Consider the following 12523-nt stretch of genomic DNA (forward strand, 5'->3'; position numbering starts at 1 on the left):
AAATTACCCCTCATCCTCCTCGTCGGTGGTGAACCCGGGTCGGTACAGATAGGAGGGGCGATTGGTCTTCTTAATTTGGTCTTTGAGGGATTCTAGGTCGATGTAGCGATCTGCCAAGTTGATCAGTTGGTCACTGGTCATGGAACGCAAGCTGACCACCTCCACCCGTGCCCCTTGGTAGCTGACGGCATTGACCGCGTAGGCCAAATCCCCATCGCCGCTCACCAGCACTGCCGTCTCGTACCAACGCACCAGCGACAACATGTCCACAGCAATTTCCACATCCAGGTTGGCCCGCTTGGATCCATCGGGCAGTTGGGTCAGCTCTTTGGTAACCACGCGGTAGCCGTTGCGACGCATCCAGAGCAAAAACCCCTGCTGCTTTTCGTTGTTGCGATCGACGCCGGTGTAGAAAAAGGAGCGCAGAAGGGGAGAACGGCCGGTCAGCGTCTTCAGCAGGCGGGTGTAGTCGATCTCAATGCCCATCTGCAGGGCGGCATAGAAGAGGTTGGATCCGTCGATGAAGATGGCCACGCGACCGCGGTTGTCCTGGAAGGGATCCGGGGGCTGAAAGCCGGGCTCAGGATCAAGACGCAACATTCGGGCTTTCTTCTCCAAGTTTTGGCAAAGGGATAGAAAAAGATAGGATATTGAGAGGTATAGGAACAAGGCATCGGCAAAAAAAGGCCCTGGCCGGGGAGATACGTCATTTACCCTAGCGCAGGAAACACCCCACCCCTGGAAGACTTCCAAAATCCTAAAGAAAAAATACTTATCGGAGAGCTCTTGCGAATGACAGGCCAACAGGGGGCGCTGCCCTATCGTTTCCCGACCTCCCTGCACAGAGGGGTGTTGCGCAGCCGCTACAAGCGCTTCTTTGCCGAGGTGGAGCTGGAAAATGGGCAACAGGTAACCGCTCACTGCCCCAACACTGGGCCGATGACGGGGGTTTGCCAGGTAGGGGCACCTGTGTACCTCTCCCATCACCCCGATCCCAAGCGCAAATTGGCCTACACCTGGGAGATGATCCAGGTGGAAGGAGTGTGGGTGGGGATCAACACCGGCCTGCCCAATCGCCTGGTGGAATGGGGGCTGGAACAAGGGTGGTTTCCCCAGTTGGCGGGGTTTTCTCGTTGGCAACGGGAAGTGACCTGCGGCAGGAGCAAAATCGACTTCCTGCTGATAGGAGACTCTGGCTTGGCCTACCTAGAGGTTAAAAATACCACCTGGGCCGTGGGATCCCGCGCCCTCTTCCCGGATACGGTGACGACTCGCGGGCAAAAACACCTGGAAGATTTGATTGAGATCCGCCGGCAAGGGCAGCGGGCTCTGCTGCTGTACTGGATCAACCGTGCCGATTGCACCGAGTTCGCCCCTGGCGCAGAACGGGATCCCCGCTATGCCCATCTGTTTCGCCAGGCGCTGCAGGCGGGGGTCGAGGTGTTGCCCTACCGGATCGCGGTCTCGCCCCAGGGGATCCATCCCCTGGGTTTGGCCAAAATGGTGGCCTGAGCGTTGTCTTGGGAACCTGCTGCTATGCAAGTGGCCACCTGGAATGTCAACTCCATTCGCACCCGGTTGCCGCAAGTTTTGGCTTGGCTAGACAAGCAGGGATCCCTGGATGTGCTCTGCTTGCAGGAGACCAAGGTGGTGGATGAGGACTTTCCCCGCGCCCCCTTTGAGGAGCGAGGCTTTCATGTGGAGGTGTACGGGCAAAAGTCCTACAACGGCGTGGCCGTAATTAGCCGGGAGGTGCCGGAGAAGGTGGAGCGGGGGTTTGGCGCGCTGCTGTCGGCGGCTGCAGACCTGGACGAGCAAAAGCGGCTGATCGGTGCCCTCTACCACGGGATCCGCATTCTCAACCTCTACGTGCCCAATGGTGAGGCGGTGGGATCCGACAAGTACGCCTACAAGTTGCGCTGGCTGGCCACGCTGAAGGACTACCTGGCCGTTGCCCTCAGCCAAGGGGATCCCATCTTGCTCTGTGGGGACTTTAATATTGCCCTGGAAGACCGCGATATCTACGATCCCCAAAAGGCCGGAGAAATCATGGCCTCGGAGCCAGAACGGCAGGCCCTGCGGGAGATCCTGGCTTTGGGGTTTGAGGATGCCTTTCGCAAGTTTAACCCGGATCCCGGACATTTTAGCTGGTGGGACTACCGGGCCGGAGGGTTTCAGAAGAATCGCGGCTGGCGCATCGACCACCTCTACCTTTCTCCCCCGCTCCAGGACAAGGCCACTGCCTGCTGGATCGACGTCGAGCCGCGGCGGCTACAAAAGCCCAGCGACCATGCCCCTGTGGTTGTAGAGCTGGCGGTCTGAAATCCCCAGGCCGCTCCCTTGCCAATCTTTTCTCGAGACAAGAGCGGCTATCTACGCTAGGCTGGTAGATGTTAACGAATGTATCGGGCTACCGCCATGGCGCTCTTTGGTTTTGGCAAACTGAGCAAGAAGCTGACCTTGCCCACGCCGGAAGAGGCTTTGCCGGGCCGCTCCGAGCCAATGGCAATCGTTAACCGGCACTACGTCAAGGGCACGCCCCTAAAGCCCCCTTTTCCCGAGGGCATGGAGCTGGCCCTGTTCGGCATGGGCTGCTTTTGGGGAGCGGAGCGCAAGTTTTGGCAGTTGCCCGGGGTGTTCACCACTGCCGTGGGCTACGCTGGCGGGTATACCCCCAACCCCACCTATGAGGAGGTTTGCACCGGTTTGACTGGCCACAACGAGGTGGTGCGGGTGGTTTACGATCCCAGCCAGATTAGCTACCTGCAGCTTTTGAAGGTGTTTTGGGAAAACCACGATCCCACCCAAGGGATGCGCCAGGGCAATGATGTGGGCACCCAGTATCGCTCCGGCATCTACGTCTATTCCCCGGCACAACGGGAGCTGGCGGAAAAAACCCGCGATCTCTACCAGCAGGCTCTGAGCGCCCACGGCTACGGCCAAATCACCACTGAGATCCTGGACGCCCCAGAGTTCTACTACGCCGAAGACTACCACCAGCAGTACCTGGCCAAAAACCCACGCGGCTACTGCGGCCTGGGGGGCACCCAGGTTTGTCTGCCCGAGATCCTCACCGAGTCTGTCTAAGCCACACCCTGGCCGATGGCGGTCATGGCTGCCCTCACCCCCGGCCCCTCTCCCTCAGGGAGAGGGGGGTTAGAGCGTTGATTGCAAAGATCCCAACAGAACTCTAGAAGACGCGGCGGGAAGGGGATCCCCGCTCCAGCAGCTCCTTGGCCACCAGGGTTACCACCGCCAGCAAGGAGAGCACCACTGCCGCCGCATAGGCTGAGCCCGTGGCATAGCTGCGGTAGGCATCTTCCACAAATAAGGGAAGGGTCTGGGTGCGGCCAATGATGTTGCCAGAGACCACCGCGACAGCGCCGAACTCCCCCATGGCGCGGGCATTGGTCAGGATGACGCCGTACAGGAGTCCCCAGCGGATGTTGGGTAGGGTGATGCGCCAGAAGATCTGCCAGGAATTGGCCCCCAGGGTTTTGGCGGCTTCTTCTTCCTCGCTGCCGGCCTCTTCCAACACCGGCAGTACCTCCCGCACCACAAAAGGGAGCGTGATGAAAGCCGTGGCCAGCACAATGCCCGGAAAGGCAAAGATGACCCGCAGGTTCCAGGATCCCAGCCAACCCTGACGGCCAAAGAGGAGCACCAGCATCAGGCCGGCCACCACCGGGGAAATGGAAAAGGGCAGATCGATCAAGCTGAGCAGCAAAGCCCGCCCCGGAAAACGGCGGCGAGCCAAGGCCAAGGCGGCGCAGAGGCCAAAAAAAGTATTGAGGGGAACAACAACCAGCGCCGTCAGCACCGTCAATCGGAGGGCGCTGAGCAGCTCCCGCTCGGTCAGGTGCTGGAGAAAAGCTGGGATCCCTTCTCGAAACGCTTGATAAAAGATGTTCACCACCGGGATCCCAAGCAGCAGGGCGATGTAGAGCCCGACAATGCCGATCAACAGGCCCGACAGCCAAGGGTTTGTCGATGGCTCCGGTTGGACACCCGCTATCCCGTCAGGTTTCATGGCGACTTCCCCAGGCTTGCAGAAGGTTAATCACCACCAGCGACAAGAACGAGATCCCCAGCATCGCCGTCCCGATCACCGTTGCCCCGGCATAGTCGTACTGTTCCAGCCGCTGGATCACCAGCACTGCCGCGATGAGATCCCGGAAGGGGATGCTAGAGGCGATGATAACAATGGAGCCATATTCACCCACAGCACGGGAAAACCCTAGGGCCACGCCGGTCAACACGGCGGGCAAAATCTGGGGCAGCACCACCCGCCAGAAGGTCTGCCAGCGGGAGGCGCCCAAGCTCCAGGCCGCCTCTTCCACATCTCGTTCCAGCTCCTGCAGCACCGGCTGTACCGTCCGCACCACAAAGGGAAAAGAGATAAACAGCATCGCCACCCCCACCCCCAGCCGGGTAAAGGCAATGCGGATCCCCAAGGGGGCCAAAAGGGATCCAATCCAGCCGTTGCTGCTGTAAACGGTTGCCAGGGTGAGGCCGGCCACAGCCGTGGGCAGGGCAAAGGGCAGATCGATCAACCCCTCGAGGAGCTTTTTGCCGGGGAAGGCGTAGCGCACCAACACCCAAGCCGTCAGGGTGCCCATTACGCCGTTAACCAAAGCCGCCAGCAGCGCGGTTACAAAAGTAACCTCATAGGCGGAGAGGGCCACCGGATCCGTCGCGATCCGCCAGAACTCCGCCCAGCCGACGCTGCTGGACTTGGCGATCAAGGCCGCCAGCGGCAAGGCCAACATTAGGAAGAGATAGCCCAAGCTCAGCCGCCACGGCCAAGACAGTTGAAACCCGGCTTGCTGCAACTTTCCTCAAGCTCCCAGCGACATCGGACTCCGTCCCGCCATTGCCAGCGGGGTCATGGCAGTTTTCTTATCGTTTTTTTTGAGGGGAAAGGCCTTGACCACCTTGGGGCGGACATAGACCTGCTGCCCCACCTGCAGCGGCTGGCTGGCATATTGCTCGCGGCTGAGGTGGGCCCACAGGGATCCGCCATCGCTGAGAATCAGCTCCGCCTGGATCTCCCGCCCCAGGTGGATGATCTCTTTGACCCAAGCCGAGACGCCGCTGCTATTGGGGTTGACCTCGATCTGCACATCGTGGGGGCGCAAGAAGAGCTGGTGCGGGCCCGCCTGGGCCTCGGGAAGCTGGCAAGATAACAGGGAGCGGGGAGAGAGCTCGTTGACCGGGCCGATGAAGCTCATGACAAAGGGAGTGGCCGGGTGATCGTAGATCTCGGCAGGGGATCCCACCTGTTCGATCCGCCCCTGGTTCATGACCACGATCTGGTCGGCTACCTCCATGGCTTCCTCTTGGTCGTGGGTGACCAAGACGGTGGTGACGTGTACCTCGTCGTGCAGGCGCCGCAGCCACTGGCGCAGCTCCTTGCGCACTCTGGCATCCAGCGCCCCAAAGGGCTCATCCAGGAGCAACACCTGCGGCTCCACTGCCAAGGCGCGGGCCAGAGCCACCCGCTGCCGCTGTCCCCCCGAAAGCTGTGAGGGGTAGCGATCCCCCAACCCCGACAGTTGCACCAGCTCCAGCAGCTCGTCCACCCGTGCCCGGATCTCAGCCCGCGAAGCTTTGCGGATCTCCAGGCCAAAGGCGATGTTCTGCCGCACCGTCATGTGCTTGAACAGGGCGTAGTGCTGGAAGACAAAGCCGACGTTGCGCTCCTGGACGCTGGCATGGGTGGCATCCCGCCCGGTGAGGAAAATCCGCCCCGTGTCCGGCTTTTCTAGGCCGGCAATCAGGCGCAAGAGGGTAGATTTGCCGGAACCCGACGGTCCCAACAGGGCAACCAGGGATCCCGTGGGAATGGTGAGATCCGTAGGGTGGAGAGCCTGAAACTGGCCAAAACGCTTCGATACCCCTGCAATGGTGATGCCCATAGGTTCTGCCTAGCTAAGGGTTGGCCGGATGGCGCTGCCTATCCCTGAGGAGGTAGGGAGCCTCTAATCTACGGTAAACCTGTCAACAAACCGTTGATACTGCTCCCAGCATACCTTGAATGGGGATGCAAAACAAGGGAGGCTCCCTACAACCCAGCTTGGATGCGGTCAAACACAGCCCCATCGGCAAAGAAGCGGTTTTGGATTGCTTCCCAGCCGCCCAGGTCGGCAACGGTTACCAGCTTCTCGATGGAAGGGTACCGCCAGGCAAACTCTTGCGCCACCGTCGGCTCCACCGGACGGAAACCCACCTCGGCAAAGGCCCGCTGCGCTTCTGGAGTAAACAGGTAGTTCACAAAGGCTTCGGCCACGGCGCGGGTTCCTTTTCGCTCCACCGTGGCATCCACCACGGCTACGGGGTTGTCGATGGAAATGTTGGGATCCGGCACCACGTAGGGCAAGGGCTGGCCGCGCAGGCCGGCCAGGATCACCTCCTGTTCGTAGGTGAGCAGGGCATCCCCCTGCCCTTTTTGGAAAAAGACATCGGTGGCTTCCCGCGAGTCCCGCGGCAGGACGCGGACATTTTTGTAGACCTGGGTGGTGAAGGCCAGGGCCTGGGGTTCAGGGACAGCACTCCAGAGGGCCAAAAAGTTCCAGCGGGCGCCCCCTGAGGTTTTGGGGTTGGCGGTGATCACCTGCAAGCCAGGCCGGGCCAGATCCAGCCAAGAGTGGATAGCGTGGGGGTTGCCCTGCCGCGTGACGATTGCCGCCACTGAGCGGGTGACGATCCCTTGGTTGGGCGTGCGGCTTTCCCAGCCTGGTCGAACGAGACCGGCAGCCACAAGGCGCTCCACATCCAGGCCCAGGGCCAGAGCCACCACATCGGCATCCAGCCCGTCAATGACCGCCCGCGCTTGTGTGGCCGAGCCGGCATAGCTGCTTTCTACGCGCACCTGTTGGCCGGTCTGGGCCAGCCAGTGGGCCTCAAAGGCAGGGATGATCTGCCGGTAGGCATCGCGGGTCACCGCAAAAGAAGCTAGGAGAATCCTCACTTCCCCTTGGGATCCCACCCCACAGCCGCCCAGCCCCAGCAGAAGTCCTAGGAGGAGGGATCCCACCGCCAGCCCCCGCCCCACTCTCCCCGACCAGACCACCGCGACAGGTGAGGGGATCCCCCCTGTCCCTTCCCTCTTCACAGCCACCCTCATTCCGCTCTCCCCAAGAACCTAAAGGTTGAACGGCAGGGATCCATTCTACGGTCAGCCGGTCGGCAAACCGTTTTTAGGGCCAGGGATCCCTAGGCAGGGCAGGGGGTGGGGAGCGCCGCATCGGCAGCAAGATCCAGCGTGGCCCTGAGGAGGCCGGGATCCTCTGGAGAAGGGAGCAGCTGGAACCCCAAGCGCCTGCAGAGGCGGCGCATGCCCTCGTTTTCGCTGAGCACCTCGCCGGTGAGGCGCCGGATCCCTTCGCAGCGGGCCACCTGAATCAGGCGGGTCAGCAGCTCCGTGCCGATCCCCTGTCTTTGGTAGGGATCCGCCACCAACAGGGCAAACTCGGCTTCTTCGGGAAGGCCGTGTTTTTTGGAGAGGCGGCTGATGCCGAGGATTGTAGCTTCTGGCTCCTGTTTTTCCGCCACCAGGGCGATCTCGCGGTCGTAGTCGTTAAAGCAGATGCGAACCAAGCGCTCGTGGGCGATGCGGGCGCTGTATTTGATGGGGTGGAAGTAGCGCAGGTAGATGCTGTAGTCGGAGACGTGGCGGTGAAACTGGATCACCAGCAGCTCGTCTTCGGGACGGATGGGGCGGATGGTGATGCCCTCGCGGAAGGGCCAACTGTACTGGCTGGGGTAGGGGCGGATGGCCAACGGTACGGGTGGTTCTTGCTCCGAGCGCAAAATGACGCGGGCATCCAAAGCCAGCAGTTGCTCGCCCGAGGCCAGCAGGGGGTTGATGTCGATCTCTTGGATCTGCCGCTGTTCGGCCACCAGTTGGCTGAAGCGCACCAAAAGCTGTTCCAGCGCTTCCAGATTGACGGCTCGGCGCCCCCGCACCCCCTTGAGGGCCTTGTAGATGAGGGTATTCTCCATCAGGCGGCGCGCCAAGGTGGTGTTGAGGGGGGGAAGGCCAATGGCGCGATCCTGGAACACCTCCACCAGTTGGCCGCCGCTGCCAAACAGCAACACCGGCCCAAACTGGGGATCCTCGCTGCTGCCCAGGATCAGCTCGTAGCCGTCGGTGCGGATCATCGGCTGCACCGTCACCCCTTGGAAGTGCTCTGGCCCTGCTTTCTCGCTGACGTTGCGGAGAATCTGGGCGAAGGCCCGCCGCACCGCTTCGGCATCGGGCAGGTTGAGCTGGACGCCGCCCACGTCACTCTTGTGGGTGAGGGTATGGGAGTAGAGCTTCAGCACCACCGGGTAGCCCATTTGTGCGGCGGCCTCTACCGCCGCTTCTGGGCTCTTGACCACCCGCGTGGGCACCACCGGGATCCCGTAGGCGGCCAGGATCTCCTTGGACTCGACCTCGGTTAAGAGCCGGCGACCTTGCTGCCGGGCTTGGCCGAGAATTTGTTGCACCCTCTCGCCCTCGACCGCTGTTGCAGGGAGCAGAGTGGGAGTTTCGTAGAGGGCCTTGAGGTTGTCGCTAAAGCGCCACAGATAGCTGAACACCCGTGCCGCCTGATCCGGATAGCGGTAGGTGGGGATCCCCGCTTGGTTAAGGATCTGCTCGCCGGCATCCACCAAGTCTCCCCCCATCCAACTGGCCAGGATGGGCTGCCGGGAGCCGCTGCGCCGCCAGGTCTCCACCACCTTGGCAGCAGTGGCGGTGGGATCCGTCATCGCCTGGGGGGTGAGGATCACCAAACAGCCCTGGCTGGCGGGATCCCGCAGCACGATCTCCAGCGCCTGGGCAAAGCGCTCCGGCCCGGCATCGCCCAAAATATCAATGGGATTGCCGTGGCTCCAGTGGGGCGGCAGGATGGAGTTAAGCTGCTCCAGGGTTTGGGGAGAGAGCTGGGCCAGGGATCCCCCAGCGCGGATGAGGGCGTCGGTGGCCAGCACCCCCGGTCCGCCGGCATTGGTGAGGATGCTGAGGTGGGGGCCCTGCGGGCGGGGCTGTTTGGCCAGCACCTCCGCCATGTCGAAGAGGTCTTCGATGTGATCCACCCGCAGCACACCGCAGCGGCGGAAGGCTGCATCCAAAACCGCGTCGCTGCCGGTGAGGGATCCCGTGTGGGAAGCTGCCGCCTGGGCCGCCGCCTGGGTACGCCCCGCCTTGATGACAATAATCGGCTTGCTCAGCGCCACCTCGCGGGCCGCCGACACAAACGACCGCGCATCCCCAATCGACTCCATGTAGAGGACAATGCTGTGGGTGTGGGGATCCTCGCCCAGATAGTCGATGAGATCCCCCCAGCCCACATCCAGCATGGATCCCAGAGAGATGAAGGCGCTAAAGCCGACATTTTCCCGCAGGCTCCAGTCCAGGATCGAGGTGCAGAGGGCCCCGCTTTGGCTGATAAACCCCACGTTGCCGGGTCGGGCCATCTGGGCAGCAAAGGTGGCATTGAGGCCGGTGTGGGGATTTTGGATCCCCAGGCAGTTGGGACCAATGAGGCGCAGCTTGCCGCGGGCAGCCTCTTGGATGGCCTTTTCCAGCTCCAGCCCCTCCGGGCCAATTTCCTTAAAGCCTGCCGAGAGGACAATGGCCCCCTTGACGCCGGCCTCGACGCATTCTTGGATAACCGCCGGCACCCCGGCTGCCGGGATGGCGATGATGGCCAGATCCACCGGCTCCGGCAGAGCAGAGAGCCGCTCGTAGGCCCGGATGCCCAACACCTGGTGCCGCTTGGGGTTGACCGGGTAGACCGTGCCGCCAAAGGGGTGGCTGATGAGGTTCCAGAGCACCGTGCGCCCCACACTGCCCTCGCGCTCTGTTGCCCCCACCACCGCCACCGAGCGGGGCAGAAAAATGGGATCTAAGGGGTGGGATCTGGCCTTCCAGATGTCCAGGCTGGGATCGGGGCGGTGCAGCGTAGCCATAGCCGTTGCAAGGAGGGAAGGGAGAAGTACGTTTTGGCGGGGAGGAAGGCCGACCTTAAACCAGAGCCGGCTCCGGCTGGTGGTAGAGGGCAGCCTCCACCCGGCAGCCCCGATAGGCCAAGACGTACAGCTCCTTCATATCCTGAATGAGGGGGTAGCGGGGGTTGGCGCCGGTGCATTGGTCATCAAAAGCCTGCTCCGCCATCGCTTCCAGACGGTCGTAAAAGGCCTGCTCGCTCTCGCTGAGGGCCTCGCGAATGCTGGCCGGGATCCCCAGCTTCCGCTTCAGCTCCTCGATGGCCTCGATAAGGCGCATGACCTTTTCCTCATCATTGGCTCCCCCCAACTGCAGGTAATCGGCAATTTCGGCATAGCGGTGCTTGGCGTTGGGGTAGCGGTACTGGGGAAAGATGGCCTGCTTGAAGGGGGCGTCGGTGGCGTTGTAGCGGATGACGTGGGTAATCATCAGGGCATTGGCCAGGCCGTGGGGCAGGTGGAAGGTGGATCCCAGCTTGTGGGCCAAAGAGTGGCACACCCCCAAAAAGGCGTTGGCAAAGGCCATGCCGGCAAGGGTGGCGGCGTAGTGGACTTTTTCCCGTGCTTCTGGATCTTCAGCTCCCTTCTCGTAGGCCCGCGGCAGGTAGGTCATCAGCAGCTTAATTGCCTGCAGCGCCAGCCCGTCGGTAAACTCGCTGGCCATCACCGAGACATAGGCTTCCAAGGCATGGGTGAGGGCATCGATGCCGCCGTAAGCCGTCAGCTTCTTGGGCATCTTCAGGGTGAGATCCGGATCGACAATGGCCATGCTGGGGGTGAGGGCGTAGTCGGCCAGGGGGTACTTGATCCCCACCCGGTCATCGGTCACCACCGCAAAGGGCGTTACCTCGGATCCCGTCCCGGAAGTGGTGGGGATGCAGACCAGTTGGGCTTTTTGCCCCAGCGGCGGCAGCTCGTAGACCCGCTTGCGGATGTCCATAAAGCGCGTTGCCAGGCCTTCAAACTCCACTTGGGGCTGCTCGTACATCAGCCACATCACCTTGGCCGCATCCATCGGGGATCCGCCGCCCACGGCGATGATGACATCCGGCTGAAACTGGCGCAACTGCTCCAGGCCGCGGTTGACGTTGCTGAGGGTGGGATCCGGCTCCACCTCGTGGTAGACATCCCACTTTATCTGCAGCTCCTCGAGAACCTGGGTAACCGGCTGCAGCACACCCAGGTCGAAGAGGGGCTTGTCGGTCACCAAAAAAGCCCGTTTTTTGCCGGCCAACTCCCGCAGCGCCACCGGTAGACATCCCGGCTTGAAGTAGATCTTGGGCGGCACCCGGAACCAGAGCATATTTTCCCGCCGGTAGGCCACGGTTTTAATGTTGAGCAGGTGGCGCGGCCCCACATTGTCGGAGACCGAGTTGCCCCCCCACGTGCCACAGCCCAAAGTTAACGAGGGATCCAGCCTAAAGTTGTAGAGATCCCCAATCGCCCCCTGGGAAGAGGGGGTGTTGATCAGCACCCGTGCTGTTTGGAGGGCATGCTCAAAGTAGGCAATATCGTCCTGGTTGGCGGGATCGGTATACAAGACAGAGGTGTGGCCCCGCCCACCGAAATTGACCAGTTGGACAGCAACCTCGACGGCGCTGTGGAAATCCTTGGCGCGGTAGAAGGCCAAAACAGGGGCCAATTTTTCGTAGGAAAACGGCTCTTCGGGCCCCACCTTGTCCACTTCCCCAATCAGCAGCTTGGTGCCTTCGGGTACCTGGATCCCGGCCAGAGCGGCAATGGTCTGCACCGATTGGCCGACAATAGCTGGATTGAGACGGCCATCCTTGAGGAGAATGCGGCGCACCGCTTGCGTTTGTTCCGGATCCAAAAAGTAGGCCCCTCGATGGCAAAACTCCGCCTTCACCTGCTCATAAACGGCCTCCACCACAATCACCGCCTGTTCCGAGGCGCAGATCATGCCGTTGTCAAAAGTTTTGCTGAGTAAGATTGAACTGACGGCCATGGGAATGTCGGCACTGGTGTCGATGACCGCCGGCGTGTTGCCCGCTCCCACACCCAGCGAGGGGTGGCCGGAGGAATAGGCCGCCTTGACCATGCCGGGGCCGCCGGTGGCCAGGATCAATTTCACCTCCGGGTGCTGCATCAAAGCCTGAGAAAGCTCAATCGTGGGCTCGTCAATCCAGCCAATCAAGCCCACAGGCGCGCCTGCCGCCTCAGCCGCCTCTTTGACCACCTTGGCCGCGGCAATGGTGCATCGTTTGGCGCGGGGGTGAGGCGCAAAAATGATGGCGTTGCGGGTTTTCAGAGTGATGAGGGCTTTGAAAATAGTCGTCGAAGTGGGATTGGTGACCGGCACAATGCCTGCCAAAAGCCCCACCGGCTCGGCAATGCGCTCGTAGCCAAAGCTCTCGTCCCGCTCAATGACGCCACAGGTTTTCTCGTGTTTGTACTTGTTGTAAATGTATTCAGAGGCAAAGTGATTTTTGATCACCTTGTCTTCCACAATACCCATGCCGGTCTCCTCTACGGCCAACTTGGCCAAGGGGATCCGCTCGTTGTTGGC

10 protein-coding genes are annotated in these 12523 nt (G+C 61.6%); 3 read left to right on the top strand and 7 right to left on the bottom strand.

All coding sequences use genetic code 11. The features are described from left to right. Positions 1 to 3: 3 nt before the first annotated feature. Positions 4 to 600 (bottom strand): NYN domain-containing protein, encoded by a 597-nt coding sequence (locus NW841_RS02360; RefSeq protein WP_414363936.1) that lies wholly within the window; start codon positions 598 to 600, stop codon positions 4 to 6. Between the two features lie 192 nt (positions 601 to 792). Between NW841_RS02360 and sfsA the strand changes: the two genes are divergently transcribed. From sfsA to msrA, 3 genes are all read left to right on the top strand, one after another. Further along, the gene (gene sfsA, locus NW841_RS02365; protein ID WP_414335331.1) at positions 793 to 1512 is read left to right on the top strand and encodes a DNA/RNA nuclease SfsA; all 720 of its coding nucleotides are present in this window, start codon (positions 793 to 795) and stop codon (positions 1510 to 1512) included. 24 nt (positions 1513 to 1536) lie between these two features. Next, the gene (gene xth, locus NW841_RS02370) at positions 1537 to 2322 is read left to right on the top strand and encodes an exodeoxyribonuclease III (protein WP_414335333.1); all 786 of its coding nucleotides are present in this window, start codon (positions 1537 to 1539) and stop codon (positions 2320 to 2322) included. Positions 2323 to 2418: 96 nt separating this feature from the next. Then, the gene (gene msrA / locus NW841_RS02375) at positions 2419 to 3087 is read left to right on the top strand and encodes a peptide-methionine (S)-S-oxide reductase MsrA (RefSeq protein WP_414335345.1); all 669 of its coding nucleotides are present in this window, start codon (positions 2419 to 2421) and stop codon (positions 3085 to 3087) included. Between the two features lie 103 nt (positions 3088 to 3190). Here the strand turns inward: msrA and cysW are convergent, their stop codons facing one another. The 6 genes from cysW to adhE form a co-directional block, all read right to left on the bottom strand. Further along, positions 3191 to 4030, bottom strand: a complete 840-nt coding sequence (gene cysW / locus NW841_RS02380; protein WP_414372254.1) for a sulfate ABC transporter permease subunit CysW — start codon at positions 4028 to 4030, stop codon at positions 3191 to 3193. Beyond that, entirely contained in the window at positions 4020 to 4832 is an 813-nt protein-coding gene (cysT, locus tag NW841_RS02385; RefSeq protein WP_414335336.1) for a sulfate ABC transporter permease subunit CysT, read from the bottom strand. The genes cysW and cysT overlap by 11 nt, the downstream gene beginning before the upstream one ends. A gap of 6 nt (positions 4833 to 4838) precedes the next feature. After that, the gene (locus NW841_RS02390; protein WP_414363939.1) at positions 4839 to 5918 is read right to left on the bottom strand and encodes a sulfate/molybdate ABC transporter ATP-binding protein; all 1080 of its coding nucleotides are present in this window, start codon (positions 5916 to 5918) and stop codon (positions 4839 to 4841) included. A 146-nt stretch (positions 5919 to 6064) separates the two neighbouring features. Then, entirely contained in the window at positions 6065 to 7126 is a 1062-nt protein-coding gene (locus NW841_RS02395; protein WP_414385182.1) for a sulfate ABC transporter substrate-binding protein, read from the bottom strand. Between the two features lie 89 nt (positions 7127 to 7215). After that, on the bottom strand, positions 7216 to 9960 hold the full coding sequence (locus tag NW841_RS02400; protein ID WP_414385183.1) for a GNAT family N-acetyltransferase: 2745 nt from the start codon (positions 9958 to 9960) through the stop codon (positions 7216 to 7218). Between the two features lie 55 nt (positions 9961 to 10015). Continuing rightward, a partial coding sequence (gene adhE / locus NW841_RS02405; RefSeq protein WP_414385186.1) for a bifunctional acetaldehyde-CoA/alcohol dehydrogenase occupies positions 10016 to 12523 on the bottom strand: 2508 nt, incomplete at its 5' end.

Origin of the sequence: Synechococcus sp. H60.3 (assembly GCF_047462295.1) — a bacterium.
Classification (GTDB): Bacteria; Cyanobacteriota; Cyanobacteriia; order Thermostichales; family Thermostichaceae; genus Thermostichus.

Coding starts and splice junctions, on each gene's coding strand:
- NW841_RS02360 (WP_414363936.1), bottom strand. CDS start 600: ATGTTGCGTCTTGATCCTGAGCCCGGCTTTCAGCCCCCGGATCCCTTC.
- sfsA (WP_414335331.1), top strand. CDS start 793: ATGACAGGCCAACAGGGGGCGCTGCCCTATCGTTTCCCGACCTCCCTG.
- xth (WP_414335333.1), top strand. CDS start 1,537: ATGCAAGTGGCCACCTGGAATGTCAACTCCATTCGCACCCGGTTGCCG.
- msrA (WP_414335345.1), top strand. CDS start 2,419: ATGGCGCTCTTTGGTTTTGGCAAACTGAGCAAGAAGCTGACCTTGCCC.
- cysW (WP_414372254.1), bottom strand. CDS start 4,030: ATGAAACCTGACGGGATAGCGGGTGTCCAACCGGAGCCATCGACAAAC.
- NW841_RS02390 (WP_414363939.1), bottom strand. CDS start 5,918: ATGGGCATCACCATTGCAGGGGTATCGAAGCGTTTTGGCCAGTTTCAG.
- NW841_RS02395 (WP_414385182.1), bottom strand. CDS start 7,126: ATGAGGGTGGCTGTGAAGAGGGAAGGGACAGGGGGGATCCCCTCACCT.
- NW841_RS02400 (WP_414385183.1), bottom strand. CDS start 9,960: ATGGCTACGCTGCACCGCCCCGATCCCAGCCTGGACATCTGGAAGGCC.